28 protein-coding genes and 1 pseudogene are annotated in these 25,852 nt (G+C 37.0%); 14 read left to right on the top strand and 15 right to left on the bottom strand.

What is annotated here, in order from left to right; translation table 11 throughout:
* Positions 1 to 3: 3 nt before the first annotated feature.
* Positions 4 to 990 carry an MFS transporter gene (locus tag G5W_RS22450; protein ID WP_010098242.1) on the top strand — a complete coding sequence of 329 codons (987 nt, stop codon included), beginning with the start codon at positions 4 to 6 and terminating at the stop codon, positions 988 to 990.
* Between the two features lie 64 nt (positions 991 to 1,054).
* Here the strand turns inward: G5W_RS22450 and pepT are convergent, their stop codons facing one another.
* Positions 1,055 to 2,293 carry a peptidase T gene (pepT, locus tag G5W_RS0116095; protein WP_420178611.1) on the bottom strand — a complete coding sequence of 413 codons (1,239 nt, stop codon included), beginning with the start codon at positions 2,291 to 2,293 and terminating at the stop codon, positions 1,055 to 1,057.
* Between the two features lie 147 nt (positions 2,294 to 2,440).
* Between pepT and G5W_RS0116090 the strand changes: the two genes are divergently transcribed.
* Positions 2,441 to 3,292, top strand: a complete 852-nt coding sequence (locus tag G5W_RS0116090) for a sulfurtransferase (RefSeq protein ID WP_010098239.1) — start codon at positions 2,441 to 2,443, stop codon at positions 3,290 to 3,292.
* On the top strand, positions 3,276 to 3,851 hold the full coding sequence (locus G5W_RS0116085) for a DNA-3-methyladenine glycosylase I (RefSeq protein ID WP_010098238.1): 576 nt from the start codon (positions 3,276 to 3,278) through the stop codon (positions 3,849 to 3,851). Before G5W_RS0116090 ends, G5W_RS0116085 begins: the two co-directional genes overlap by 17 nt.
* A gap of 37 nt (positions 3,852 to 3,888) precedes the next feature.
* On the opposite strand, the gene G5W_RS0116080 is transcribed toward G5W_RS0116085, so the two are convergent.
* Positions 3,889 to 5,682 carry a methyl-accepting chemotaxis protein gene (locus G5W_RS0116080; protein ID WP_010098237.1) on the bottom strand — a complete coding sequence of 598 codons (1,794 nt, stop codon included), beginning with the start codon at positions 5,680 to 5,682 and terminating at the stop codon, positions 3,889 to 3,891.
* A gap of 183 nt (positions 5,683 to 5,865) precedes the next feature.
* On the opposite strand from G5W_RS0116080, the gene G5W_RS0116075 reads away from it, so the two are divergent.
* Positions 5,866 to 6,381, top strand: a complete 516-nt coding sequence (locus tag G5W_RS0116075) for a GNAT family N-acetyltransferase (RefSeq protein ID WP_010098236.1) — start codon at positions 5,866 to 5,868, stop codon at positions 6,379 to 6,381.
* A 133-nt stretch (positions 6,382 to 6,514) separates the two neighbouring features.
* Here the strand turns inward: G5W_RS0116075 and G5W_RS0116070 are convergent, their stop codons facing one another.
* From G5W_RS0116070 to G5W_RS0116060, 3 genes are read right to left on the bottom strand one after another with little or no spacing between them, the layout of a single operon-like run.
* The gene (locus G5W_RS0116070; RefSeq protein WP_010098235.1) at positions 6,515 to 7,414 is read right to left on the bottom strand and encodes a DUF899 family protein; all 900 of its coding nucleotides are present in this window, start codon (positions 7,412 to 7,414) and stop codon (positions 6,515 to 6,517) included.
* A gap of 11 nt (positions 7,415 to 7,425) precedes the next feature.
* The gene (locus G5W_RS0116065; protein WP_010098234.1) at positions 7,426 to 7,782 is read right to left on the bottom strand and encodes a VOC family protein; all 357 of its coding nucleotides are present in this window, start codon (positions 7,780 to 7,782) and stop codon (positions 7,426 to 7,428) included.
* A gap of 51 nt (positions 7,783 to 7,833) precedes the next feature.
* Positions 7,834 to 8,616, bottom strand: a complete 783-nt coding sequence (locus tag G5W_RS0116060) for a helix-turn-helix transcriptional regulator (protein ID WP_010098233.1) — start codon at positions 8,614 to 8,616, stop codon at positions 7,834 to 7,836.
* A gap of 148 nt (positions 8,617 to 8,764) precedes the next feature.
* Between G5W_RS0116060 and G5W_RS0116055 the strand changes: the two genes are divergently transcribed.
* Complete coding sequence (locus tag G5W_RS0116055) at positions 8,765 to 9,589, top strand: aldo/keto reductase (RefSeq protein WP_010098231.1); 825 nt, start codon at positions 8,765 to 8,767, stop codon at positions 9,587 to 9,589.
* A 48-nt stretch (positions 9,590 to 9,637) separates the two neighbouring features.
* On the opposite strand, the gene G5W_RS0116050 is transcribed toward G5W_RS0116055, so the two are convergent.
* Positions 9,638 to 10,117 carry a nucleoside deaminase gene (locus G5W_RS0116050; RefSeq protein WP_010098230.1) on the bottom strand — a complete coding sequence of 160 codons (480 nt, stop codon included), beginning with the start codon at positions 10,115 to 10,117 and terminating at the stop codon, positions 9,638 to 9,640.
* A gap of 290 nt (positions 10,118 to 10,407) precedes the next feature.
* Between G5W_RS0116050 and rsgA the strand changes: the two genes are divergently transcribed.
* Positions 10,408 to 11,460, top strand: a complete 1,053-nt coding sequence (gene rsgA, locus G5W_RS0116045) for a ribosome small subunit-dependent GTPase A (protein WP_010098229.1) — start codon at positions 10,408 to 10,410, stop codon at positions 11,458 to 11,460.
* A 41-nt stretch (positions 11,461 to 11,501) separates the two neighbouring features.
* On the opposite strand, the gene G5W_RS0116040 is transcribed toward rsgA, so the two are convergent.
* Positions 11,502 to 12,104 carry a hypothetical protein gene (locus tag G5W_RS0116040; protein WP_010098228.1) on the bottom strand — a complete coding sequence of 201 codons (603 nt, stop codon included), beginning with the start codon at positions 12,102 to 12,104 and terminating at the stop codon, positions 11,502 to 11,504.
* A 127-nt stretch (positions 12,105 to 12,231) separates the two neighbouring features.
* Positions 12,232 to 12,771 carry an HD domain-containing protein gene (locus G5W_RS0116035; protein ID WP_010098227.1) on the bottom strand — a complete coding sequence of 180 codons (540 nt, stop codon included), beginning with the start codon at positions 12,769 to 12,771 and terminating at the stop codon, positions 12,232 to 12,234.
* 139 nt (positions 12,772 to 12,910) lie between these two features.
* Here G5W_RS0116035 and fni point away from each other — a divergent pair.
* The 8 genes and pseudogenes from fni to G5W_RS24555 all read left to right on the top strand — a co-directional run bounded on the left by fni (position 12,911) and on the right by G5W_RS24555 (position 20,104).
* Positions 12,911 to 13,965 (top strand): annotated as a pseudogene (gene fni, locus G5W_RS22445) (type 2 isopentenyl-diphosphate Delta-isomerase).
* Between the two features lie 161 nt (positions 13,966 to 14,126).
* Positions 14,127 to 14,834 (top strand): DsbA family oxidoreductase, encoded by a 708-nt coding sequence (locus tag G5W_RS0116025; protein WP_010098226.1) that lies wholly within the window; start codon positions 14,127 to 14,129, stop codon positions 14,832 to 14,834.
* Between the two features lie 327 nt (positions 14,835 to 15,161).
* A complete protein-coding gene (locus G5W_RS0116020; protein WP_010098225.1) occupies positions 15,162 to 16,118 on the top strand; it encodes an ABC transporter permease in 957 nt (318 codons plus the stop codon).
* On the top strand, positions 16,105 to 17,061 hold the full coding sequence (locus G5W_RS0116015) for an iron chelate uptake ABC transporter family permease subunit (protein ID WP_010098223.1): 957 nt from the start codon (positions 16,105 to 16,107) through the stop codon (positions 17,059 to 17,061). The genes G5W_RS0116020 and G5W_RS0116015 overlap by 14 nt, the downstream gene beginning before the upstream one ends.
* On the top strand, positions 17,058 to 17,825 hold the full coding sequence (locus tag G5W_RS0116010; RefSeq protein ID WP_010098222.1) for an iron ABC transporter ATP-binding protein: 768 nt from the start codon (positions 17,058 to 17,060) through the stop codon (positions 17,823 to 17,825). The genes G5W_RS0116015 and G5W_RS0116010 overlap by 4 nt, the downstream gene beginning before the upstream one ends.
* A gap of 364 nt (positions 17,826 to 18,189) precedes the next feature.
* On the top strand, positions 18,190 to 19,227 hold the full coding sequence (locus G5W_RS0116005) for a siderophore ABC transporter substrate-binding protein (protein ID WP_010098221.1): 1,038 nt from the start codon (positions 18,190 to 18,192) through the stop codon (positions 19,225 to 19,227).
* Positions 19,228 to 19,418: 191 nt separating this feature from the next.
* Positions 19,419 to 19,985, top strand: coding sequence for a SurA N-terminal domain-containing protein (locus tag G5W_RS0116000; RefSeq protein ID WP_010098220.1), 567 nt, complete (start codon positions 19,419 to 19,421; stop codon positions 19,983 to 19,985).
* Complete coding sequence (locus G5W_RS24555) at positions 19,982 to 20,104, top strand: hypothetical protein (protein WP_010098219.1); 123 nt, start codon at positions 19,982 to 19,984, stop codon at positions 20,102 to 20,104. The genes G5W_RS0116000 and G5W_RS24555 overlap by 4 nt, the downstream gene beginning before the upstream one ends.
* Positions 20,105 to 20,154: 50 nt before the next feature.
* On the opposite strand, the gene hisC is transcribed toward G5W_RS24555, so the two are convergent.
* The 7 genes from hisC to hisD are packed head-to-tail and all read right to left on the bottom strand — an operon-like array spanning position 20,155 to position 25,816.
* Positions 20,155 to 21,228 carry a histidinol-phosphate transaminase gene (hisC, locus tag G5W_RS0115990; RefSeq protein WP_010098218.1) on the bottom strand — a complete coding sequence of 358 codons (1,074 nt, stop codon included), beginning with the start codon at positions 21,226 to 21,228 and terminating at the stop codon, positions 20,155 to 20,157.
* Positions 21,221 to 21,862: a bifunctional phosphoribosyl-AMP cyclohydrolase/phosphoribosyl-ATP diphosphatase HisIE gene (hisIE, locus tag G5W_RS0115985; protein WP_010098217.1), complete on the bottom strand. Its 642-nt coding sequence runs from the start codon at positions 21,860 to 21,862 to the stop codon at positions 21,221 to 21,223. Before hisIE ends, hisC begins: the two co-directional genes overlap by 8 nt.
* Positions 21,847 to 22,626, bottom strand: a complete 780-nt coding sequence (gene hisF / locus G5W_RS0115980) for an imidazole glycerol phosphate synthase subunit HisF (protein ID WP_010098216.1) — start codon at positions 22,624 to 22,626, stop codon at positions 21,847 to 21,849. The genes hisIE and hisF overlap by 16 nt, the downstream gene beginning before the upstream one ends.
* Positions 22,616 to 23,338, bottom strand: coding sequence for a 1-(5-phosphoribosyl)-5-[(5-phosphoribosylamino)methylideneamino]imidazole-4-carboxamide isomerase (gene hisA, locus G5W_RS0115975; protein WP_010098214.1), 723 nt, complete (start codon positions 23,336 to 23,338; stop codon positions 22,616 to 22,618). The genes hisF and hisA overlap by 11 nt, the downstream gene beginning before the upstream one ends.
* Positions 23,335 to 23,940: an imidazole glycerol phosphate synthase subunit HisH gene (gene hisH, locus G5W_RS0115970; RefSeq protein WP_010098212.1), complete on the bottom strand. Its 606-nt coding sequence runs from the start codon at positions 23,938 to 23,940 to the stop codon at positions 23,335 to 23,337. The genes hisA and hisH overlap by 4 nt, the downstream gene beginning before the upstream one ends.
* 15 nt (positions 23,941 to 23,955) lie before the next feature.
* On the bottom strand, positions 23,956 to 24,540 hold the full coding sequence (hisB, locus tag G5W_RS0115965) for an imidazoleglycerol-phosphate dehydratase HisB (protein ID WP_010098211.1): 585 nt from the start codon (positions 24,538 to 24,540) through the stop codon (positions 23,956 to 23,958).
* A gap of 1 nt (position 24,541) precedes the next feature.
* Positions 24,542 to 25,816, bottom strand: coding sequence for a histidinol dehydrogenase (gene hisD / locus G5W_RS0115960; protein ID WP_010098208.1), 1,275 nt, complete (start codon positions 25,814 to 25,816; stop codon positions 24,542 to 24,544).
* Positions 25,817 to 25,852 lie beyond the last annotated feature (36 nt).

The following is a 25,852-nucleotide window of genomic DNA, read 5'->3' as shown; positions in this document are numbered from 1 at the left end:
TTATTGTTTGGACCACTAGCAGACCGATTTGGACGAAAGCCAGTTATATTATTTGGCCTGGTTTCCTTAACTGTTATTACACCACTAATTAGTATCGCAAATAGTTTTACGAGTTTAGTAATTTTGCGAGGTATTCAAGGATTTGTAGCATCAACTTTTGCACCATCTGCCTTAGCATATGCTTTTGATGTATTACCGCAGAAGAGATTGGTAACAACCATAGGTTTTATTAGCTTCGGTTATGTGACTTCTGGTATTTTTGGTCAGGTGCTTGCGGATTTGTTGTATCAATGGAATAGTTGGAATATGGTCTTTATCGTGTTTGGTGGATTGTATTTCATTACCTTTGTAGCAAGTGTTCTATGGTTGCCAAACCCAGGAAAGCCTATGGTGAAAAAAGGTATAACGTATTATCTTCATCATAGTAAAGGGATTTTTAGACAGAGAAACTTTCAATTAATCTATCTAATCACGTCTGTGTTATTGTTAACCTTTATGGGGATGTATACATTACTCGGAAGCTTTTTAAGCAGCGAACCATTTTTCCTGAGTGATAAAGAAATATTAGGCATTCGTGCAATTGGAATTATGGGGATGCTAATATCTCCTTTTGTAGGAATGGTAGTGCGAAAATTTGGGGTATTAAGAACCCTTAGAGTTGGCTTGGGATGTGCGGCGATGGGGCTTTTCTTCCTAGGGATAGGTCATGGTGTAACATTTGTTGTGTTCATGAGTATTATTTATGTCTTTGGTATTTCGTTGATTTTCCCTTCGATTATGGTCTTGATAGGGGAACTTGGTGGAGATAAGCGAGCGCTCGCTAATGCCTTTTATGCGTTTATCCTTTTCTTAGGAGCGATGCTTGGTCCAATAGTGGCACTATATTTATTTAATATTAGTAGTTATTTTATCACTTTCTTCCTATTGGCAGTGCTATTAGTTATAGGACTAATATTTTCAATTTTTATTGTTTATCAGGAAGAACCATAAAAAATCGAAGGCTGCATTATGAAGAAGTTTAACTTCATAATACAGCCTTATGTATGTTAGTTTTCTATTTTCTTGCCTCGAATAACTTACAAATCTCTACAATTACTTTTGTTGCTTTTTCCATATTATCTACTGAGATGTATTCGAACTTTCCGTGGAAGTTCTCCCCACCAGTAAATATATTTGGTGTTGGTAATCCCATATAGGATAACTGTGAACCATCGGTACCACCACGTACAGGTTCAATTACTGGTTCAATATCTAAATTCTTCATTGCTCGTTTTGCTACATCGACGATTTCCATTACAGGCTCAATTTTTTCACGCATATTGTAGTATTGATCCTTCATCTCAAGCACTACATTATTTTCGCCATATTTTTCTTTCATCTCATTAACGAAAGTTTCTAATGTAGATTTTTTTTGTTCAAAGCTATCGCGGTCAAAGTCACGAATGATATAGTATGCGCGAGTTTTTTCAACATCTCCAGTAATCGAGATGAGGTGATAAAATCCCTCATATCCTTCTGTTTGTTCAGGTGATTCCTGCTCAGGGAATTTGTTTACAAATTCAGCAGCCATTTTACCTGCGTTAACCATTTTGTTCTTAGCAGTGCCAGGATGTACACTATTACCTTTAAAGGTTACTTTGGCGGCTGCAGCATTAAAACTCTCATATTGCAATTCACCAAGTGGTCCCCCGTCGACTGTATAGGCAAAATCAGCATTAAACCGTGCTACATCAAATTTATGAGGTCCACGACCGATTTCTTCGTCTGGAGTAAAGGCAACGCGAATTTTTCCATGCTTAATCTCTGGATGGTTAATTAAGTAATCCATAGCAGTCATAATTTCCGCAATACCTGCCTTGTTATCTGCCCCTAGTAAAGTCGTTCCATCCGTTGTGATTAGTGTATGTCCTTTATAGCTAGGAAGCTCGGGGAAATCCTTGCTTGATAACACAACATCCAATTCCTTATTCAAAACAATATCATTTCCATCAAAGTTTTCAATAAGCTGTGGGTTTACATTTTTTCCAGTAAAGTCAGTAGCTGTATCGACATGAGCAAGAAATCCAATGGTAGGGACTTGCTTATCCGTATTAGAAGGCAGTGTTGCAAAGACATATCCATTGTCATCAATAGTTACTTCTTCCATACCGATATTTTTTAATTCATCCACCAATAAATTAGCTAGTTCTAGCTGGCCTGGAGTGGATGGTGTTGTTTCACTATCTTCATTAGATTGTGTATCTACTTTTACATATGTAGTAAATCGTTTAATAATATCTTCTCTCAATTTCATTCTCTCCTTATAGGAAAATAAATTCTATGATGCTAATTATAACGTATTTCGAAATAATTAGGAAACTTAAAAAGTTTGTTTGAAAAAGGAAAATAACATTGTCTGTCGAATATCAATACTAGTGGGATTTGTTTGAGGAGGTCTAACATGAGTTATATAATCACGGTAGAAAAACTAAGGAAAAGAATGAAGGAAGACTCTAAGAATCTAGTCATTGTCGATACTCGTTTCCGATTAGATGATCCGGAAATGGGGAGACGGGAATACGAACAGGATCATATCCCTGGAGCTGTTTATTTTGATTTGGAAAAAGATTTATCTGATGAAGCTCGGGAACATGGGGGAAACCATCCCTTGCCTAACATCACTACGTTTGCAGAAAAACTTGGAAACGCAGGTATTGATCAGAATACCATGGTCGTCGTATATGATAAGGGAAATGATATGTTTGCACCTCGTTTCTGGTGGCTTTTACACTATCTTGGGCATGAAAATGTTTATCTGTTAGAGGGAGGCTATGGGGCTTGGGTCCAGGCGGGTTATTCCGTTACAGATGAGATGACAGAGAAGAAGAAAAGAATTTTCACTCCAGTTGTTCGGCATCAAGAGATTGTTGACATTCAAGAAATTAAAGAAAATATAAAGAAAGCGTATGCGACACTGATCGATTCCAGAAGCTATGACCGTTATATTGGAAAGGTGGAGCCACTTTATAAAAGGGCTGGACATATACCAGGTGCAAAAAATTACTTCTGGATGGATGTAGTAAACGAGGACGGAAAGTGGAAGAGCAAAGAGGAATTAGAAAAGCATTTCGAAGAACTGGATAAAAACTCCGAAATCATTGTGTCATGTGGGTCGGGGGTTTCGGCCACTCCTAATATTATGGCACTAAAAATGGCTGGATTTAAGCATGTGAAACTCTATCCGGGTAGTTATAGTGACTGGATATCTTATCATGAAAATCAAGTAGAGACAAGGGATGAAACCAATGAGTAAGAACCGTTGTGTATGGGTACCAGAGGATGATAAATTGTATCAAGATTACCATGACCAGGAGTGGGGAAGACCAGAGCATGATGACTATAAGCTCTTTGAAATGCTGATTTTAGAGGGGGCCCAGGCTGGGTTAAGTTGGATTACTATTCTTAGAAGACGTGATAATTACCGGGAAGCGTTTGATTTTTTTGATCCTACCATTATCCAATATTATGATGAGGATAAAATACAATCGTTGTTAGCAAATGATGGAATCATCCGTAATGAGCGGAAAATTAGGTCCGTTGTTTCGAATGCTCGTGCCTTTTTGGACATTCAGAAAGAGTTCGGTAGCTTTGACCAATATATATGGTCGTTTGTCGGTGGGAAGACAACGTATAACCATAGGAGTAGTAGTAAAGAAGTACCTTCACAAACGATGGAATCTGAGCTCATGAGTAAGGATTTAAAAAAACGAGGATTCAACTTTGTTGGACCAACCATTTGTTATTCGTTTATGCAAGCAACTGGAATGGTAAATGACCATACAAAAGATTGTTATTTGTACCGTGAAAAGTAAGAAAGGCTGGGATTTCCCAGCCTTTCTTACTCCTATCTTATAATCTAAACACCTTTAATTCATGATTAAGCTGTTCAGCTAGTTTCTCTAACTCTTCCGCACTATTCGATACTTCTTCCATAGAGCTTGAAGTTTGTTGTGCTGATGCAGCTGCTTGTTCAACCCCTGCAGCAGACTCCTCTGAAACCGCCGCAATTTCCTCGATTAAGTTATTCATATCGTTGCTATTGTTGGCGATCTCTCTTAAGTTAGCAGAGATTGTGGAAATTTTAGTAGTCATTTCATTTACAGAGTTATGGATTGAAACAAAGTTCTTGCCTGTCTCTTCAATCTGTGCAGCGCCCTCTTTTACCTCTGTATAACCACTGTTTAGAGAATTAACAACAAGACCAGTTTCATTTTGGATTCTGGTTACAATAGTAGTAATCTCCCCAACAGAAGAAGCAACCTGTTCAGATAGCTTTCTTACTTCTTCGGCAACTACAGCAAATCCTTTACCATGTTCACCAGCTCTTGCAGCTTCAATTGCAGCATTTAAGGATAATAGATTTGTTTGACCTGCGATATCTTTAATAACGGATACTAGTTTTGTAATCTCTGCAGATTGCTTATCAAGTCCACGAACCTTTTCAACAGCCTCAGAGACAATTCTGTCAATCTGGTTCATTTGAACAACAGATGATTTCATTAATTCTTGTCCTTCATTTGTTAGTGAAAGTACATTGGAAGAAGTGCTAGCAATCTCTAACCCATTCTCCTCAGATTGGCGTACCTTTGTAACGAAGTCATTCATGCGTTCTGCTAAATTAGAAGCACTGTTCGCTTGATTTTCAGACCCAGAGGATAGTTCTTCCATCGTTGTTGCAATTTGCTCATTTCCCTCGCGTACCTCTTCGGCCGATTGGGACAGCTCGACACTTCTTGATGAAAGTGTATTGGAGGCAGTAGCAACTTTCGATAGAATACCTTGAATATTGTCCTTCATTGTATTGACTGCAGCTGCAAGCTGACCAATCTCATCTTTTCCATTATAATCAACTGGCTTAACTAAGAGGTTACCTTTTGCAACTTCTTTGGTCATATCTACAACCTTTTGCAGGTTAACAGTGATTCGCTTACTAATAATTAGCAATAGAACTATTCCAAGAATGATTGCTGTAATAGTTCCGATACTTAAAGCAGTGATACCAATTTGTAGACTGCTTTTAGATTGAGCTACAACGGATTGTTGTTCTTGTTTCACAATTTCCATAAGTTGATTGACAAGATCGACAGTTTCCCCACGTAATTCTGATGAACGAGTACGAATGGAGGCAGCCATGTATTCTTGATTGTTTTTTACGGAGTCACTAATGTCCCCATAAAACATCTCATTAATTTTCTCGTCATTTTCGACGATTTGATTAAAGAGATTCTTTTGTTCATCTGTATCTAGAGTCGGACCTATTTTGGCTTTTAATTCGTCAAATTGAGTGCGGTAAACTTCGAAATTTTCCACAAAGCGATTCTTTTTGGAGAGTAAATAATCTGCAATTTGAACGTCCTTAATCTGAATTAATGCAGATAAATCTGCCATATCGTTGACACGAGCACTATACGTATCAATTGCTTCCACATCTTGTTGTCCTTTTGCCATCAATGTATATACAACGGTACCAGCTAAAAAGAAAAGAACGGCAGTAACCAAAAATACATATAAATATTTACGGCTTAGCTTCACGTTTTGTAAGAAATTAAGATTGAGATTGAATTTAGGTAATGTCCTTGTTTTAACTTTCTTTTGTTTCATTTCCTTTTTAATCTTCGGAATTTTTAACTTAGATTTCTTCATTTATGAGCCCCCATTGTAGAAATTATGTACAGTTTTTTCTTTATATCGGAAATTTTGTCGAATTTTAAAGTATTATTTGAAAATAGTTTACAAAACCAACCTTTACTTGAATATAAACTACTTATCTAGTACAATAGCAAACTGTATGCCTTTTTAAGTAGAATTGGGTGGGAGGTGAACTGGATGTACCAATCGGCATTTCTACAAAAACAGAAAAACAAAGAAGAAATAAAGAATGAACTGGATACGTTAGAGATTCAACTTTTTCGTATGCAAAATAATATAAAAGAAATTGCCAAAAAGTCGGAAGTAATTAGTATAGATCAGACCCCCGAGGAAGAATGGGTTGTTGTCTATGCAGATCGCGAAGAAAATACCTGGCAACTTATGCTCAATAGTTGTATGGAAGCATATAAAGGTAACTGGCACTCTGCATTGCAGGCTCGACTGATTGACGATAGTACCATTCATATTGCAGCAATAAAAGGGGAAGAGAATAAAGGTTATGGGTCTGTACTGATGGAACATTTGAAAGAAATAGCTAGAGAAGAAAATGTTCAATATATAACAGGAGACCTTGTTGAACGAGACTTTGATCATGTGGATAGGCTAAAGCATTTTTATAAGAAACATAACTTCGAAGTGAAGGTCGATCATGAGGAGAAATGTGGCGAAATAATTTGGAATGACGACGAATGATAATTTGGACTGCTTTATGATTAGGAAGCGGTCTTTTTTTATTTTTTCTTCCGTGGTAAAGATTATAGTGACAATGTAAAATAGGGAGAAAGATTCCCCCTATGAATGAATTTTCTTTTATTAAGAATAATCGCTAAACGCGCTCAAACAAATGAAAGTGAAGCCCATATGGATCTGATAACATGATGCTCTTATCACTGTATTCACGGATGATTTGACAACCATGCTGAAGTAAAATGGATTTTGCTTGCATCATGTCTTGGATAGCAAACTCGAAGAAAACCTTGTTTGCGTCATTATCTTCTATATATAAATTTTGCCCTCCAATAGTTAGTTTGGATTCAGCTTTATTCTCCCAGACCTTTTCCATACCGAGAATAGTTGTATAGAAATGTTTTGCCTTTTCATAATCACTCACTTGTATCGCGATGTTATTAGTTAGTTCAAAACTTGCATTTCTATTAATCTCCCTTGCTGGCTGGTATCCTTTTCGTCCTGATGGAAGTAGATCGAATAAGTACCAGACAGAACAAAATTCATCTCCTGGTCCAAAAGGAGCATCAGCAACATGATAGATATTTCCTTCATCATCCTTTTGAAAGGTAGACACACCTGGGTACTGGTATCCATCCTTCACAAAGCCCATATCCTCTTTAAAGGTGTTGTCCATGGTGGAAACCATTGGGAATTGCCACCTGCGCTCTGCTGCATAAGCATCTTGAACCTCTGGGGAATCAGGAGAAGCTACTACAAATGCTGCCTTTTTCACGATATGGTGATAGACGCCATTGAACCCATCTGCCCACATCGTACAGTAAGAACATGATTTACCCATGTTTTGAATAACGATAAGCTCATCCTTATCCCCGAATAACTCCAGGAGACTTATTTCTTTATTAAAGGGACCTCTAAACGCGTAGTTTTGTACATTAACTCTTGGAACGGATTTACGCAGCTCCATTAACGTTGTTTTCTTTTCGTGTATCTCTTTTTCTAAAGCATTGATTTCTTCTAATATCTCATTTGGTTGCATGCTTATCTCTCCTAATTTGTAAATTCAATAATTTCAATTTGATTGCCGGAGTAATCTTCTATGACAAAGAAGTATCCTGGTGGACATGGTAGCGGCTCGTTGGAGAGTATGTTTACTCCTTTATCACGAAGCTGCTCAAAATCATTCCTTATGTTTGTAGAAAGAACTCCCAGCAGTGTTCCTGAAGAAGTTGGTTTATTCGTATCCGAGGCTTTCTCCAAAATAATCGGTAATCCGTTATGTTCTAGAAGGGTGATGTTTTCTCCATATCGTTCTGCAATCCTAAAATCAAGTATTTCCGTGTAGAACAGTAAATCCTTTTCCATGTCCTGAATTTTTATCGTAATGACACAAAGCTGATTTAGCATTTGATTACCTCCACGTTGATTCAATTCGTATCCATTAAAACATAAATTGTTTTAGGAAATTTCTTCTTGTTTGCGAATTTTATCAAATAATAGTTTTGGCAGGTTAACTAAAATAGGTGGGTCATATGGTAGTGGATCTCTTAGTTGGATTTTTACATCTTTATGATTAGCGCTAATAATCTCGATTCGACTATCTGTCTTTCCTCTTAAGGCACTGTCTAGTATGAAATAGTTCTTTGGATTCAAGCTTTTCGGTATCCCTGCGGCCAGCACATAATAATCTCCTAATGGAACCTTTGAAAATGTACATCTGGTCTGGTTGTGCGTTAATGCAGTTCCTACAATTGGGGCTTGGTCAGGAATGGGCTTAGGAAATAACCCAACAAAGATAATCCCCTTAAACGAAGGTGGTGCAATAATGTGACAGGTAATAGATGGCCCAATGTCTTCTAAGGGGAATCCTTCATTAGGGAAGTTGTACTCATGTATAAATTGATGTAAGGAATGCATGTTTTTTTGAAACTGTTTTGGTGATAAACCAACAAATTGTTTAAATTTAGAACTATACGTACCAAAACTACGAAAACCAACCCCTAATAATGTCTTTAATATGGAATTAGAAGAATTCACCAGTAATTGCTTTCCAGATTCAATTCGTAATGCAGATAAATAATGGCGAGGCGGTACACCTGTAACCTCTTTAAATACTCTACTAAAATGATAGGGACTGTACCCAACGTACTTTGCAAGGGAATCAGATGTGATTTCCTCATCTAAATGTTCTTTCATGTACTGAATTGCCTTCATAACCACTTGAACTTTGACATCTGACATAAGGACCCCCCATATACGTAAAATTGTTATATATATCTTTTCGACATTTTTCTTCCCATACCTTTTTTTACTCGAAGGCTAGTAGTTTTTTCTTCTGCTTTGATTATGGTAAAATGAAAATAATTCTATAGGGAAAGAAGTGGATAATATGGAATTTGTTACATTAAACAACGGCTTACAAATGCCGAAGTTAGGTTTCGGGGTTTGGCAAGTGCCTGATGATGAGGCAGAAGCGGCAGTAAAAAAGGCAATCGAGGTTGGATATCGCTCTATTGATACGGCGATGATTTATAAAAATGAAGCTGGTGTTGGTCGTGCAATTGCTTCTTCTGGAGTCTCAAGAGAAGAGCTCTTTATTACGACGAAGGTCTGGAATAGTGACCAAGGATATGATACTACGCTGAAAGCTTTTGATGAAAGTCTAGCTAGGCTAGGTCTTGATTATGTTGATTTATATTTGGTTCACTGGCCAATGCCAAATGATGATCTTTATGTGGAAACATATAAGGCATTAGAAAAGCTTTATCATGACGGAAAGGCTAAGGCGATTGGTGTATGTAACTTTAATATTGACCACTTGCAACGCTTACTAGATGAATGTGAAGTTCCTCCTGTACTTAATCAGGTAGAATGTCATCCATATCTACAACAAGTTGAGTTAAAAGCATTCTGTAAAGAGCATGATATTTATTTAGAAGCGTGGAGTCCATTAATGAATGGTAAAGAAGTGCTAGAAAACGATGTAATTAAAGAAATTGCTGCAGCACATGGTAAAACTGCCGCTCAGGTCATTTTACGCTGGCACTTACAGTACGATAATATTGTCATTCCAAAGTCTGTAACTCCTTCACGAATTGAAGAAAACTTCCAAGTATTTGACTTTGAATTAAGTGCAGACGACATGAGAAAAATCGAAGCACTCAATCAAAATAGAAGAAACGGCGCAGACCCAGCCGAATTTCATGTAAAATAATTGGACAAGGGGACAGGTTCCTTGTCCCTTTTCCTTTTTCCCCATTAATCAAGAAAGCTTTCTTCCGTGTAAGATAACCTCAGCTGCCTCCGCTGAATAGGCTTTTAATATGCGGACGGAATCATTAGCAAGTACGCCACCTAAATAGCTATGTACACGTTTTTCAATATATGGATTAGAGGCGATAAACGGCTTCATGTTCATATATTTATCCTCTATTGCAAATACAATATTGCGGATATTCGCCATTACAATTGTAGTCAAACACATAATACAAGGTTCTACCGTTGTGTATATAATACAATCTTGGGCGTGTTCCTTTAAAAAAGCTGCACATTGATGCATCGCATCTATTTCAGCGTGAAGTAGATTACTGTTTGCAGTTTCGATACGGTTCGATCCTCTAGCGATTATAGTATCCTGGTGTACAATGACCGAACCTATGGGTCGATCGCCACGTTTTCCTGCCTTTTCAGCTTCTTTCAATGCTTCCAACATATAATATTTATGATCTAGATTATCCATCATAATTGTCACTCCTACATCCACCTCGGTACCCCTTAGTAGGAATATTATCATACACGATTGTTTCGTTTACAAGTAGAAATAACAGAAATATTTCTGTTATTTGAATTTTTTAGTGGCATTTTGCTAAAAATATAGTATTCTAATATAGAATAAATTGGTTCATCCATATTAAAGGAGTGGTGTTTTATGAGAGAAATGATTCGTAATGAGGTAAACCAACATAATACTTTTAATTTGGAGGAACGGTCGGCATAAGAGCGTATCCTCCTGAAAATCAAGGAGGAAGCTATTTGAATAATTTAGTAAAACTAGGTTGGAATAATGAGGTAGAATGGAACGAGGAAACTGTAGCCCGTGTTTTGACCATTCAAAAAAACAGCTACCAAATTTCTGATGGAGAATTGGAATACCATGCACATTTAAGCGGAAAGTTTATTAATGAAGCAATGAATTCATTAGATTTTCCTGCGGTTGGTGACTGGGTAGAGGTTCAAAAAATACCTGATGAAAGTAAAGCAGTAATCAAAAGAGTACTGCCTAGGAAAAGTCAATTTGTTAGACAGGCTGCTGGAAATCGTACGGATGCACAAATAGTAGCAGCTAATATCGATACTATTTTCATCGTAAACTCGTTAAATCATGATTTGAATGTTAGAAGAATAGAGCGATATATCTTATTGGCCTATGAAAGCGGAGCAACGCCTATATTGCTACTTACGAAAAAAGACCAGGCTACCGAAGAAGAGATAGACAACGCTCTCTCATCTGTAAACGAAGTGGCAATTGGTATTCCGATTATTCTAATCAGTAGTATAGATGGTGATGGAATAGAGGAATTGAAAAGCCACTTATCACCTGGAAAGACTGCAGCGTTATTAGGGTCTTCAGGTGTAGGGAAATCGACCTTAATCAATACGTTATTTGGCGAAAAGATACAAGAAACAAAAAAAATCCGAGAAGATGATAGTAGAGGGCGTCATACCACTACCCACCGAGAATTGTTTCTCCTTCCAAACGGTGCGATGATAATTGATACACCAGGAATGCGAGAGATTCAGTTATGGGATGGGGAAGATGCCATAGATACGACTTTTCAGGATATTGGGGCATTACAACTAGAATGTAAATTCTCTGATTGTACGCATACTAATGAACCTGGTTGTCGCGTACAAGAGGCAATAGAGGATGGCAGTTTATCTGCCGAGCGTTACAAGAGTTATGTAAAGTTGCAACGAGAAATTGCATTTGAAAAACGAAAACAAGATCAAAAAGCGAAGTTAGAAGAAAAAAGTAAGTGGAAAAAGATTAGTAAACAGCAAAAGAGCTTCTACAAGAAAAGATAAAAAGAAAGGCGTTGGTCCTCTAGGGCAAACGCCTTTCTTCTTTATAAAACATAACTAACCAGGCTATAAAATATATAGAAGCCTGCTAAATGGATGGTAGCAGTCCTAATGTCATTACGTGAAATGTACAAGTATGATGTCATAAATACCCCGACATATAAAAGTGTTCTAGCTAAAGAACTCAACCAATAATGAATCGTAACATCCAATAATTCTAGGGGGATAGAAAGTAGCAATAATATACTTGGTATCACCAGTAGAGCCCCTAATTTTTCTAAGAAAAAGTTAATTTCATACGGAGTACCAGTCTTAGCTGCTTGGTTCTTAAATACAAATAATAAAAGGATAAGAGCTAATGCATAAGAAATAGTGCTATTAAAGTAAGAAAAATAATCTTTAAAGCCAAAGTATTCAAGTAACTCTTTTTGTGATACTAGACCAAGCAAATTACTGATTAAGATAAGTGCAAGAAACGAAATCATCGTGATCAGTCCAAACTGATGCTTCGCTTGAAATTTGTCAGACAAGATATCTTCAGGGTGTTTTATCGTTTGAACAATGTATTGCACATAGTTGTTAATCTGTCCATTACCCGAGGGCTTTTCTTGCCCGTCAACTATTTCGGCCTTGTTTTGATTTTCCATCCTCTATTCATTCCTCCAATATAATAGTCTATCGTTCCTATCATATATAAAATATAGAATTCTGAATATAAGATATTGGAAAAATAGTCCTTTTTAACCATACATTACCTAGAAAGGGTGAAAATGTTTAACCGAACACTTTTTTGACTAAATTCTCATATTCAAGAAAATAGGCTGGTATTTCATGTTCATGAAGACCATTTTTCATATATTGTGCGATGGATTCGTTGTACCACTTTTGCTCCTCTATTCCAGCATTAAAGTTTTTCCAGACAGAGGGACCTAACATTTTTAAATCCCGTTCTAAACCTATTAGGTTATCTAGCTTATCCGCAACAATTAAATATTTAATTTCTTTATCCGCTTGTTTTATTGTATCAATCGTATGTTGCTTTCTATCTTTCCATGATTTTGATTTATCCTCCGTGTGGGCGGCGACCATATCCGCAACTTTTATACCGAATAACCTTTCAATGTCTTCTCTCTCATAGATAGTATCCTCGACTACATCATGTAAATATCCTGCACAGACTAATTCATCAGAAAATCCTTCCCTTTCCAATCTTTCTGCAACCCGAATAGGGTGTGTGATATAGTCGTCATTCGAATTTTTTCTCTTTTGTCCGGCATGTGCTTTTGTGGCAAATTCCCTAGCTTTTTCTCTCATAATCAAGACACCTCTTTATTGTTTATTTCCTTATTATATAGGATAGAGCGTAGCTTGTTAAAAAGTCATCACTTTACTTTCATTCGGTGATGGAAACAAGTAAACTATAGATAGATAATTTTTGATTGGAAGTGTTATGATGGCTGAACAAGGAATAAACAAACGAAAAACAGAACATATTCGTTTATGTCTAACAGACCAAGTAGAAGGCGTTAATAAGTCAACCGGATTAGAGGGGATTTCCTTTATTCATAATGCATTACCAGAAATAGATTTTAATAAAATTGATATAAAAACTTCTTTTTAAATAAAGCCTTAAATGCTCCTTTTCTAGTAAGTTCCATGACCGGTGGTTCTGAATTAGCAACGGAAATCAATCAAAACCTTGCCATTGCAGCAGAAAACAGGGGTTGGGCCATTGCCCTTGGTTCAACAAGGGCATTGCTTGAAAGTGATAAACACCAGGAATCATTTCTAATTAGAAAACAAGCACCAACCGTCCCGCTTATAGCCAATCTAGGCGCTGTTCAGCTAAATTACGGTTACGGCCCAGAACATGCTCAAAGGATAGTGGATTTAACCGAAGCAGATGCACTTTATCTACATTTAAATACGCTACAAGAAGTCATTCAGGATGAGGGTGACTTGAACTTTGAAGATTTGCTTCCGAAAATAGAAGCAGTTTGTAAAGCACTTACCGTCCCGGTTGGTGTGAAGGAAGTTGGATTTGGAATAGATGGTTCTACGGCGAAAAAGCTATACGATGTAGGGGTGTCATTTATTGATGTAGCAGGTGCAGGTGGTACGTCATGGAGTCAGGTAGAAAAGTTACGCTCTAATGACCCACTACGCAAAGCGGCAGCAGAAGCCTTTAATAGCTGGGGAATGCCAACGAAGGATTGTATTGTATCTGTACGAAGTGAGTTAGGACAGGTTCCGCTAGTTGCTAGTGGAGGTATGAAAACGGGACTAGATGCTGCTAAAGCTATAACAATTGGAGCAGACATAATTGGTTTCGCAAGATCACTGCTACAGGCGGCAACCGAATCTGTTGAAGCAGTGGAGAGAGTAATGGAACAGATTGAATTTGAGCTTAAGATAACCATGTTTGGTATTGGAGCCCAAGATTTAGGGGAACTAAAAAATACAAAGCGTGTTTCGATAATGGGCAAATCATTGTTAGATCAAGACTAAGTGGTAGTTACTTAGTCTTTTTTCTTTAGTTAAAGGAAGAGAAGATATTACTAAATAATTTTTCATGGACACTTTTCTCAAAAGATATCTAATAAGCACAACGTTATTACCGCAAAATAATGTTGTGCTAAAATATAGTTAGTTAAGAGAGAGGTGCAGTTATGAAGATAGAGATATGGTCGGACTTTGTCTGTCCATTTTGTTATATAGGTAAACGTAGGCTAGAGCAAGCATTGCACGAATTTGAGCATCGAGATCAGGTAACCATTCACTTCTTAAGTTATGAATTAGATCCGGATTCTGAAGCGAAGCCTAATCAAAACATTCATGAATACTTAGCAACTAGAAAAGGAGTGTCTGTCGAGCAAGCCAAAAGATTGAATGAAAATGTTGGGCTTGAGGCGAAAAAGGTTGGACTGTTATTTAACTTTGAGACAATGCAGCATACCAACACATTTGACGCACATCGGGTTGCAAAGTATGCCGATACTCAAAAGTTAGGTAAAGAAATTACGGAGAAATTTCTACATGCTTATTTTACAGATTCAGAATTAATCAGTGACCATAAAACATTAAAAAAACTATCTTTAGAGGTTGGTCTTAATGAAGAGGATGTAGAGGAACTTTTGGGCACAAATCGTTATGCAAACCGAGTTCGTGATGATCAAGAGCTTGCTAGACAAATTGGCATTCAAGGAGTACCTTTCTTTGTTTTCAATGAAAAGTATGCGGTATCTGGGGCACAGCCGAAGGAAGTGTTTATGGAAGTACTTACAAAAGTATGGGATGAGGAAAGTAAAAACTCCAATCACAAATCGCTTACCAAGACATCCTACTGTACTGGTGAAGGTTGCGAAGTGGAAGAATAATATGGTGAGAGTGGCTTGCTGGAAATCCTAGCAAGCTTTTTTTGTGGACGGAATAGTAAACATACGTTGTCTCCATATACTAAAAACCTAACAAATTAACTAACATGCGGTTGTTTTGTTCAAAAAGGGTTTCAGAACTTTTATCACTGTTAGTCATTCTGAAATAGGAAAGAGTTTGTTAGGAAGAATAGAAAAGTTGTTACATATTTGATAACGGTTTCTCAGAAGCTTGATTTTATTGCTATCTATTTATATAATGAAGCTATACTTGGAATGATAATCATTTTCAATTAATATTCTAAGAATAAACAGTTATGAGGAAAACATATGCGATTGTGGATGTTAATAATTTTAGGTATAATCCTGTCCATTATATCACTATTTATAGGTGCTATAGATATTAGTATAAGTGATTTACTAGACTTGGATTCTGATAAGCTACAAATCTTCCTAGTCAGTAGAGTACCGCGTCTGTTAGCAATTATTCTGGCAGGTGCTGGGATGAGTATTGCGGGCTTAATCATGCAAAGCTTAAGTCGAAATAAGTTTGTATCCCCAACAACGGCAGGGACGTTAGATGCAGCTAAACTAGGAATCATGGTTTCCATGCTGTTCTTAACGAATGTAACGTATACACAACAAGTTATTTTCAGCTTTGCGTTTGCATTAGCAGGAACATTTATTTTTATGCAGATTTTGGATCGTATAAAATTTAAAGATGTCATCTTTGTCCCCTTAATCGGAATTATGTATGGAAACATTTTGTCTTCCATTACAACATTCCTAGGATATGAAGCAGATCTTCTTCAGAATGTCTCATCTTGGTTAATGGGAAGTTTTACTTTAATTATTGCGGGACGTTATGAATTGTTATACGTAAGTATTCCAGCTGTCATTCTAGCTTACCTTTATGCGAATAAGTTTACTGTTGCAGGAATGGGCGAAGACTTTGCAAAGAATCTAGGATTAAGCTATAAATTTATTTTAAATATCGGGTTAGTTCTTGTTGCAATTATTTCAACATCTGTCGTACTAACTGTCGGTGTGATACCATTTTTGGGTCTTATTGTACCAAATATCGTATCACTTTATATGGGTGACAATTTAAGAAAGACCATCCCCCATACAATGGCACTTGGCGTAGTATTTCTATTAATCTGTGATATTATCGGCCGTGTCATCGTTCATCCATATGAAATACCTGTAAATGTTACGGTTGCTGTTATCGGAAGTGCGATCTTCTTAATTATGCTGTTTAGGGGGAGAGCATATGCGAAAAAATAGCTTAAAGTTAATTACTTTATTTATATTAGCGATTATTAGTATACTGCTATATGCTTTTTATGATATTAAAGGTGGCTTTGACTATGCCTTTCCAAGACGTGTACTAAAAATTGCGGCGATGGTCGTAACTGGGGTTGCCATATCCTATGCGACGGTCGTCTTCCAGACGATTACTCAGAACCGTATCTTGACCCCATCTGTTATGGGAATGGACTCGATGTATGGAGTAGTACAAACATTAATCTATTTCTTTGCAGGATCAATGTCCGTTTGGGTAGTTAATAAGTACTTGAATTTTGGTGCGGCAATTATTGCGATGGTTCTATTCGCCCTTATTCTATATCGATTCCTATTCCGATCGGATAAACATCCTATTTATTTACTGCTTTTAATTGGTATGATCATAGGAACGCTATTGGGTAGCCTTGTCACGTTTATGCAAGTACTAATTGACCCGGTAGAATATTTAGGATTACAATCCATGTTATTCGCTAGTTTTACGAAGGTCAAAGCAGAACTACTATATATTGCGATTGCGATATTAATAGTCTCATTTATATATGGATTCCGAATTATGAGCAAGCTGGATGTCATGTCACTTGGACGCGAGAATGCGATGAACCTAGGGGTTAATTATGATCGCATGGTAATGAATATTTTAATCCTATCTTCAGTCTTAATTGCCACATCGACTGCATTAGTTGGGCCGATTACATTTTTTGGATTAATAGTAGCAAACTTATCCTATCAGTTTTTAGTAACATATAAGCATTCTATTTTAATATTAGGTGCAAGCTTAATTAGTATTATCGCATTGGTTGGAGGACAATTCCTCGTCGAGCATATATTCGAATTACGTACTACTTTAAGTGTCATTATCAACTTTATCGGTGGTATATACTTCATTTATTTATTACTAAGAGAAAGTAGGGCTGCAAAATGATAAATATTAAAGATTTGTCAAAGCGCTATGGAAAGAAAAATGTTGTAGAAAAAGTGTCACTCACGATTCAGCCTGGAACCATTACATCGTTCATTGGGCCAAATGGTGCAGGGAAGTCAACATTATTATCAATGGTCAGTCGTCTATTAGAAGCAGATACAGGTGAAGTATTACTCGATCAAAATAACGTGAAAAAGTGGAAATCTGACGAGTTTGCCAAGCGTGTTTCTATCTTGAAGCAGTCTAACTTTATGAATGTACGTTTAACAGTTCGTGAATTGGTATCATTTGGACGTTATCCTTATTCAAAGGGGCGTTTAACAGATATAGATGAAAAACATGTGGACCAAGCTATTGATTATATGAATCTGCATGATATGGAAGATCAATTTATTGATGAACTATCTGGTGGGCAAAAACAACGAGCATTTATTGCAATGGTAATTGCTCAGGATACGGATTATATTTTGTTGGATGAACCATTAAACAATTTAGATATGAAACATTCTGTACAAATTATGAAGATATTACGGAAGCTTGTGGATGAGCTTGGTAAAACGGTTGTAATCGTCTTACACGATATCAATTTCGCTTCCGTGTATTCAGACCGTATCGTTGCGTTGAAGGATGGTAAACTAGTGAAGAACGGTCCTACTAGTGAAATTATTAATTCAGCATCTCTACGCGAAATATACGATATGGATATTCCAGTTCAAGTTCAAAATGGCTGTCGTATTTGTGTATATTTTAATTCCCATGGCTAAAACTATTAATAAATAAGATGAAGCGTCTTGAATAAAGAGTTCGTTACCTACGGCTATTTGTTTAAGGCGTTTTTTTGGCAGATAGGCTAGCATAAAAAATCTTTCCCTATTGCATAAGGAAAACTAGCAGCACAAGGATGAGCGATTGCAAGTTTTTCTAGTTAGAGGTAAATATAATCAATACGAGGATTGATTAAAATAAGGAATCACGCTATTCAGGCAAGACTTAGCCAAGTTGAAAAAATATTAGTAAATATTTCATTTTTATGTTGACTATTGGTAAACAGCCATTTATAATGAGAATTGTTATCAGTGATAATGATTCTCATTATTAATAAAATACATATTAAGGGAGAAGAAAATAATGAAAAACTGGAAATTACTTAGTGTAATATTTATCACATTAATTCTTGTTCTTGCCGCATGTGGTGGGGATGATTCAGAAAAAGAAGAAAATAATTCTTCTAATAATAATAAACAAACTAGTCAAGAAGGAGCAGAAGAAACAAGTTCTGCCTATCCGATGACAATCTCACCTACAACTACAGAAAGTACTGGAAGAGATGGAAGTGAATCCTATACATTCGATGAAATAACATTCGAATCAATGCCTGAGAAAATTGTTGTCTTTGATTATGGCTTCTTAGATACGTTAGATGCACTTGGAGTGGAAGGAATTGTTGGGGTTGCTAAAGATTCTACATTACCAGAACACCTTGAAAAATATGCAGGTGACGAGTACGAAAGTATCGGAACGTTAAAAGAACCTTTACTAGAAGATATTGCAGCATTAGAACCGGATGTAATCTTTATTTCTGGTCGTCAAGCACCATACTATGAACAATTAAAAGAGATCACTCCAAATGTTGTGTTTGTTGGAGCAGTACAAGAAGATTATTGGAACACTTTCTTAGCTTCAGTTGATATTGCAGCTGAAATGTTTGGAAAGGAAAAAGAAGCAGAGGAATACCTTGCTAAGTTTGATTCATCTCTAGAAGAAATTAAAGCTCTAGCTGGAAATTATGAAACTAGTTTAGTAACGATGTATAACGAAGGTAACTTATCTGGCTTCTCTACAGGATCCCGTTTTGGATATGTATATGATGTATATGGATTCAAACCGGTAACAGAAGATATCGAATCTTCATCACATGGTTCCAATTTTGGATTTGAAGCAATTCTAGAATTTGATCCAGAAGTATTATTTGTAATTGACCGTACTGCAGCTACTGGTGGAAAATCAAATATCGACAAAGATATGGAAAACGATATTATTAAACAAACTGCAGCATATAAAAATGACCGCGTTATCTACTTAGATGGTCCATTATGGTATTTAAGTGGTGGTGGACTTCAATCTGAACTTGCTAAAATTGAAGAAATCCTTAATGAATTAAAGTAGCTCTATATGAATCTGAAAGGCTCTCGATAAGTTAAGTAATACGGACTTATCGAGAGCCTTTTTCTCCATGTATAAGAGTGAGGATGAGCGGGAGTTTCCTGGCAATTATGTTAGAGGATGTCGTAGCTTCTTGCATTTAGGGGGCTGAATATGGTTGAATAGAAATACAACTTTAGGAAATGAGGAATAGTATGAAGAAGATAGTAAGTATACTTATCATCGGATTAGTTTTAGTACTAGCTGCATGTGGAAACGATGAAGAGGAAAGTAGCAAGACAGTTAGTAATCCTGAGGAAATAAAAATGGATAAGGACGAAACGGTAGATGCAGACAAAGTTGTTGTTAGTATTAATGATACGGAAGTAAAAGGAGAACGATACAATGCCATTTACTTGCAAACGAAAATGAGAGCTTATCAGTTCGGACAAGATATAGAAGACAAAGATAATATTAAAGAAATCACATTAAATGAAATAATTGCGCAAGAACTAATTAAACAAGAAGCAGCAAAACAAGGTATTGAAGTGACAGAAGACTCTGTCCAAAAAGAATACGAATCATTAAAATCTCAGAATGAAGGGAAATTTGATGATTATTTGAAGCAGTATAATTTGACAGAGGAATCGTTAAAAGAACAGATTCGTTTCGCACAGACACTAAATCAATATATGGAGAAGGAAATCAAGGTAGAAGAAGTAACTGAGGCAGATGTGAAAGAGGCATATGAAAAGTTAAAAAAGATATGGATGACATCATGAAGTTTGAAGATGCAAAACCTATTATTGAAGATCAGCTTACACAACAACGAGAAGCAGATGCACTTCAGGTTAAAGTGGAAAAATTAATGAAAGAAGCAGATATTAAGGAACATATATAAGAATAGTAAAGCACATAGTCGAATGGACTATGTGCTTTTGGGTTCTAATGTTAACCATTTTTCGTCTCTCTGATAATTTTTGTTAGCTTATTTTTAAACACCTCCATCTGTTCAGCTGTTCCTATTGTAATCCGCAAGTAATTGTTTATTGGCTGTTTATTGAAATGTCGAACCAGTATGTTGTCTGCCTTTAACTGATTATATAAATAAAGCGCCGGTACTTCCTTATGTGTAGCGAACACAAAATTAGCTTGTGATGGTAGCACCTGAAATCCAAGCTGCGTTAGCGTTGCGGAGAACCACTTCCGCGTTTCCTTTATAGATTCTGTCGTTTGTTGATAATAATCTATAGCCTGCCATGCAGCTGTTGCACCGACAATGGCAAGTCGGTCAAGTGTATAAGAATTAAAGGAATTCTTAATTCTCTCTAGCCCCTCAATTAAGGAAGGATGTCCTATTGCACAGCCTACACGTAATCCAGCAAGTGACTTTGATTTTGAGGTTGTCTGAATGACAAGTAGATTGGGATACTTATGAATAAGTGGTACAGCAGATTCTTGAGCGAAGTCTATATAGGCTTCATCAATGATGACAATGCTATCTGGATTGTTAGCAATAATTGCTTCTACGTTATCTAATTCTAAATAGATCCCAGTAGGTGCATTGGGATTTGGAAATATGACACCACCATCAGAATGAAAATAAGATGGGGGATTGATGGTAAGGTCATAAGTTAGATCTAATTCCTTATAAGGGATATTAAAAAGTTTGGCGTAAACAGGGTAGAAGCTGTAAGTGATGCTTGGAAAAAGTATCTGTTTACCAGGTTCAAAAAATGCCATAAATGAAAAAGCTAGCACTTCATCAGAGCCGTTTCCAATAAAGATGTTTTCCTTTTGTAAGCGAAAATGTTTCGCAATAACGTTCCGCAGTCCGTCAGTAGTTGGTGATGGATAAAGCCTTAAAGAATCCCCTAATTCCTTCTGGATAGCTTCTATTACTGATGGAGCAGGAGGATAAGGGTTTTCGTTGGTATTTAGCTTTATAATGCTCGAGTTATTCAATTGTTCACCAGGTATGTAAGGGTCAGCACGTTTTGCAAAGGAACTCCAGTACTTATTCACCTAAATCCCCCACTTTTGTGACATGTCTTTTCACTAATTCAGCTTTCACATCTGAAATGGTGATATCCTTCACTTCCATCAGAACCAATAAATGAAAAATAAAATCGGAAATCTCCCAGATAAGCTCATTCTTATTCGTATTCTTTGAGCCGATAATGATTTCACTAGCTTCTTCACCGATTTTCTTCAATATCTTATCAATCCCCTCACGGAAAAGATAAGAGGTATAAGAACTTTCTGTGGGGTTTGCTCGTCTATTCTTTATCGTATTGACTACTTGTTGAATGATGAGAAACATAGCTTGGTCATCCTGGAATAATGTGTTGTGAAAACACGATTCCATACCAGTGTGACAGGAAGGACCTTTAGGGCTGACTTGAATAAGGAGACTGTCAGAATCACAGTCAAAATCAATACTTTTGACGACTTGTTTATTACCGGATGTTTCTCCTTTGTTCCAAAGTTTTTTTCTTTTCCTTGAAAAAAACCATGTTTCTTTCGTTTCTAATGTTTTTTGCAGTGATTCTCTATTCATATAGGCTAACATTAATACCCTTCCACTAGCTTGATCCTGGATAATGGCAGGTATTAATCCGCCTTCAGAAAAGGTAAGGTTATCTAATAAAGTTGGCATGATGGTACGCTCCTAACGGGGACACTTTTTTCAACAAGATAATTCTTTAATGCCGGGATGCTAATGGTATTATAGTGAAATACAGAAGCGGCAAGTGCTGCATCGGCTATATCACTATGTAGTACTTGATAGAAATCTTCCATTATGCCAGCACCCCCACTTGCAACAATTGGAATATAAACGGCATTTGCGATTGTCTTTGTAAGTTGCAAATTATAGCCTTTTTTCACACCATCTACATCAATCGAGTTGATTACAAGCTCACCTGCACCGAGTCTTTCTCCCTCGAGAGCCCATTCAATGGCATCTAATCCAGTATCAATTCTCCCTCCATTTTGGAACACGTTCCACTTGCCTGTATTAATCTCTTTTGCATCGATGGATAGGACGATACATTGTGATCCAAATTTTGAGGCAGCAGTTTCAATTAATGTGGGATTCGTGATTGCTGCACTATTAATGGAAACCTTATCAGCTCCGGATTGAAGTGCTTGATAAATGTCCTCGACACTTCTAATTCCTCCGCCAACAGTAAATGGGATATTGATAGTAGCGGCAACTTTTTCAACGATATCTAAGAAGGTTTTTCGTTCTTCATGTGAAGCGGTGATATCATAGAATACTAATTCGTCTGCACCTTCATGGTTATAACGTAGGGCTAATTCAACAGGATCGGCGATATCTTGAATATCTTGAAACTTCTTTCCCTTTACAACCCGTCCTTTATCAACATCCAAACAGGGAATAATTCGTTTAGCTAGCATGGTTCATAACCTCCAGTAATTCGATTAACTCGATTCTCCCGTCATAAAGTGCTTTTCCGATAATTGTCCCATAAAGGTTCATCTGCTGTAATTTCACTACATCTCCTATGGTGGTTATGCCACCTGAAGCAATTACTTGTATAGAGGTAGCCTGATTAATAGTTGCTAACTCCTCGAAATTGGGACCTTGTAACATACCATCTCTTGCAATATCCGTGTAAACAATTGTTTGAATCCCAATCTTCTCCAAATTCTCGACTAAATCAGTGGCGGTTATCGTACTTTCCTTTATCCAGCCTTCTGTTGCAACCATGCCGTTACGAGCGTCTATCGAAACAATGATTCTGTCGCCGAACTTTTCTACTGCTTGTTGTAGAAGTGGAAAATCATGAATAGCAGTTGTTCCGAGAATAACCCTTTGTACTCCAATGGAGAAATATTCTTCTATTTGCTCTAAAGAACGGATTCCTCCTCCCACTTGGATGGGAAGATTACTAGATTGGGCAATCTGACCAATAATCTTCTTATTAGTGGCTGTTCCTGATTTTGCTCCATTTAAATCAACAATATGTAATGTTTCTGCACCGTATTTCATCCATTGTTCTGCTGCGTTAAGGGGAGATTCATTGTATAATTTTTGTTGATTGTAATCTCCTTGAATTAAACGAACACATTTGCCATCTAAAATATCAATTGCAGGAAAAATTATCATGAAACCATCTCCCAAAAGTTTTTTATGAGTTGCATACCGACATCACCGCTTTTTTCAGGATGGAACTGCATTCCAATAATATTGTTGTGCTGTACGAGTGCTGGTATGTTCTCTCCATGTTGACTTGTAGCAATAAGATCGTCATTATCGATATCAGTGGCATAATAGGAATGAACAAAGTACACATAAGTTTGGTCTGGAATGTTCGTTGTAATGTGCTTATTACGCCTAATTTGAAGTGTGTTCCATCCCATGTGCGGCACTTTTACATTGGCGTTTATCCGTTCAATTTTCCCCTTTATTAAACCTAGCCCTGTTGATAGGCCACCTTCGTTACTAGTTTCATAGAATAGCTGCATTCCAAGACAAATTCCTAGAATAGGCTTTCCTGCTGCAGCTTGCTCTTGTAGGATTTTATCCAAATTATCGCTTCTTAGTTGATGCATAGCATCTTGAAAAGCGCCTACACCAGGCAAGATGATGGCGTTACTGTCTCGTATAACCGTTTCATCACGAGTTAAAGTGCTTTCTATGGATAATGTGGTCAGAGCAATCTGAAGGCTTTTAATATTACCAGCCCCATAATCAACGATAGCAATCATTGGTAACTCTCCTTTTTATAAAGAACCTTTTGTAGAAGGAACTCCAATTATTCTTGGATTTTTACGGCTGGCCTCATCTAATGCACGCCCAAACCCTTTAAATATAGACTCAATAATGTGATGACTGTTCTTTCCATACGAGAGCGTTATATGTAAGTTGATTTGAGCATGGTTAACAAAAGCTTGGAAAAACTCTTCCACGAGTTCTGTATCGAAGTTTCCAACTTTATCCTTTAACCCTTCCACCTGGTATACTAGATAAGGTCTACCACTTATATCTACGGTGACAGATGAAAGTGCGTCATCCATTGGTGTAACAGCGTGTGCATAGCGATTTATGCCCTCTTTGTTACCTATACATTGTGAAAATGCCTTGCCAAGTACGATTCCCACATCTTCTACGGTATGGTGATAGTCAACGTGTAAATCGCCATTACAAGTTATATCTAGATTGAATAGACCATGCCTTGTCATGAGTATTAACATATGATCTAGGAACCCAATTCCTGTCTCGATGGTAGATGTACCCTCTCCGTCTAAATTCAACTTCAGAAATATATCTGATTCATTAGTGGTTCGGGTTAAATTGAATTCTCTCAACCTAATCTCCCCTTCTAATTTGTACTGATTTTGCATGTGCTTCTAACCCTTCCCTAACAGCTAAGTATTGAATCGCATCAGATGCCTGCCCTAGGGCTTGTTTAGAATAATGAATAATACTAGATTTTTTGATGAAATCATAAACACCTAGAGGTGAAGAGAATTTAGCTGTTCCATTGGTTGGCAGTGTGTGATTAGGACCTGCAAAATAGTCTCCTAATGGCTCTGGAGAATAATCTCCTAAGAATATTGCCCCAGCATTCTTGACGAACTCTAACTTTTCAAACGAATTTGTAACCATAAGCTGCAAATGTTCTGGAGCAATTAAATTTGCAATTTCGAAAGCTTCCTCTTCAGAAGTGGCAAGAATAATGAATCCATTTTTACGAATCGATTCTTGAGCAATTTCTCGTCTGGAAAGATGGGATAATTGTTCTTTGATTTCTTCTGTGATTTGATTTGCTAGTGATGGTGATGTCGTAATTACAGTGGTTCTAGCTGCTTCGTCATGCTCAGCTTGTGATAATAGGTCTGCTGCGATAAATTTTGGATTGGTACTGTTATCCGCAATAATACAGATCTCACTTGGGCCAGCAATCATATCTATCGCTACATCGCCATACACCGATTTTTTCGCACTGGCAACATATGAATTCCCTGGCCCGACGATTTTATATACGCGCTCAATGGTCTCCGTTCCGTAGGCTAAGGCTGCTATGGCTTGAGCACCACCCATTTTATATATCCGATTCACTCCGAGTAGTGTAGCGGTAGTAAGTACATAGGGATTAATTGATCCGTCTTCTCTCGGTGGAGTGGCAATAGAAATATATGGTACTCCAGCAACCTTGGCTGGGATGACATTCATGAGCACGGTGGATGGATAGTTTGCTTTCCCACCAGGTACATAGATACCAACTTTTTCAATTGGTGTTATTTTCTGTCCTAGGATAATTCCATTTGCAGGATTGATATGCCAGGACTGTTCCTTCTGATTTTCATGAAATGCTTCGATGTTTTCCTTTGCTTGGAGGATAGTGGTTAGAAATGTATCATCGACTAACTTTTTAGCCTTCTCTATTTCCTCATTTGTCACGATAAAGTTATCCAAAAGAGGACCATCAAACTTTTCTGTATAGGACCTTAACCCAGAATCTCCTTTCAGCCGTATTTCATTGATGATGTTCTGTACCGCTCTATCAATCTTTTCGTTAAAGGTAGATGCATTTCGAAATAGGGAGTCCTTATTAAACTTCTTAGCAGTTACAATCTTCATTATTCTCCCTCCAACCCTAGTTTTAGGTTATATATA

The sequence above is a fragment of the Ornithinibacillus scapharcae TW25 genome (assembly GCF_000190475.1).
In the GTDB taxonomy this organism is placed as follows: Bacteria; Bacillota; Bacilli; order Bacillales; family Amphibacillaceae; genus Ornithinibacillus; species Ornithinibacillus scapharcae.
Note: the sequence above shows the minus strand (reverse complement) of the source record. Positions and strands in the feature narration are given on the sequence as shown.

Excerpts from the sequence above, each read along its gene's own strand:
- pepT (WP_420178611.1), bottom strand. The coding sequence starts at position 2,293 with ATGAAATTGAGAGAAGATATTATTAAACGATTTACTACATATGTAAAA.
- G5W_RS0116090 (WP_010098239.1), top strand. The coding sequence starts at position 2,441 with ATGAGTTATATAATCACGGTAGAAAAACTAAGGAAAAGAATGAAGGAA.
- G5W_RS0116085 (WP_010098238.1), top strand. The coding sequence starts at position 3,276 with ATGAAACCAATGAGTAAGAACCGTTGTGTATGGGTACCAGAGGATGAT.
- hisF (WP_010098216.1), bottom strand. The coding sequence starts at position 22,626 with ATGCTAGCTAAACGAATTATTCCCTGTTTGGATGTTGATAAAGGACGG.
- G5W_RS0116035 (WP_010098227.1), bottom strand. The coding sequence starts at position 12,771 with ATGAGAGAAAAAGCTAGGGAATTTGCCACAAAAGCACATGCCGGACAA.
- G5W_RS0116005 (WP_010098221.1), top strand. The coding sequence starts at position 18,190 with ATGAAAAACTGGAAATTACTTAGTGTAATATTTATCACATTAATTCTT.
- hisA (WP_010098214.1), bottom strand. The coding sequence starts at position 23,338 with ATGATAATTTTTCCTGCAATTGATATTTTAGATGGCAAATGTGTTCGT.
- G5W_RS0116040 (WP_010098228.1), bottom strand. The coding sequence starts at position 12,104 with ATGGAAAATCAAAACAAGGCCGAAATAGTTGACGGGCAAGAAAAGCCC.
- G5W_RS0116015 (WP_010098223.1), top strand. The coding sequence starts at position 16,105 with ATGCGAAAAAATAGCTTAAAGTTAATTACTTTATTTATATTAGCGATT.
- G5W_RS0116060 (WP_010098233.1), bottom strand. The coding sequence starts at position 8,616 with ATGTCAGATGTCAAAGTTCAAGTGGTTATGAAGGCAATTCAGTACATG.
- G5W_RS0116070 (WP_010098235.1), bottom strand. The coding sequence starts at position 7,414 with ATGCAACCAAATGAGATATTAGAAGAAATCAATGCTTTAGAAAAAGAG.
- G5W_RS0116020 (WP_010098225.1), top strand. The coding sequence starts at position 15,162 with ATGCGATTGTGGATGTTAATAATTTTAGGTATAATCCTGTCCATTATA.
- G5W_RS0116050 (WP_010098230.1), bottom strand. The coding sequence starts at position 10,117 with ATGATGGATAATCTAGATCATAAATATTATATGTTGGAAGCATTGAAA.
- G5W_RS0116010 (WP_010098222.1), top strand. The coding sequence starts at position 17,058 with ATGATAAATATTAAAGATTTGTCAAAGCGCTATGGAAAGAAAAATGTT.
- hisIE (WP_010098217.1), bottom strand. The coding sequence starts at position 21,862 with ATGCCAACTTTATTAGATAACCTTACCTTTTCTGAAGGCGGATTAATA.
- hisH (WP_010098212.1), bottom strand. The coding sequence starts at position 23,940 with ATGATTGCTATCGTTGATTATGGGGCTGGTAATATTAAAAGCCTTCAG.
- G5W_RS0116075 (WP_010098236.1), top strand. The coding sequence starts at position 5,866 with ATGTACCAATCGGCATTTCTACAAAAACAGAAAAACAAAGAAGAAATA.
- G5W_RS24555 (WP_010098219.1), top strand. The coding sequence starts at position 19,982 with ATGAAGTTTGAAGATGCAAAACCTATTATTGAAGATCAGCTTACACAA.
- G5W_RS0116025 (WP_010098226.1), top strand. The coding sequence starts at position 14,127 with ATGAAGATAGAGATATGGTCGGACTTTGTCTGTCCATTTTGTTATATA.
- G5W_RS0116080 (WP_010098237.1), bottom strand. The coding sequence starts at position 5,682 with ATGAAGAAATCTAAGTTAAAAATTCCGAAGATTAAAAAGGAAATGAAA.
- hisD (WP_010098208.1), bottom strand. The coding sequence starts at position 25,816 with ATGAAGATTGTAACTGCTAAGAAGTTTAATAAGGACTCCCTATTTCGA.
- G5W_RS0116055 (WP_010098231.1), top strand. The coding sequence starts at position 8,765 with ATGGAATTTGTTACATTAAACAACGGCTTACAAATGCCGAAGTTAGGT.
- G5W_RS0116000 (WP_010098220.1), top strand. The coding sequence starts at position 19,419 with ATGAAGAAGATAGTAAGTATACTTATCATCGGATTAGTTTTAGTACTA.
- G5W_RS0116065 (WP_010098234.1), bottom strand. The coding sequence starts at position 7,782 with ATGCTAAATCAGCTTTGTGTCATTACGATAAAAATTCAGGACATGGAA.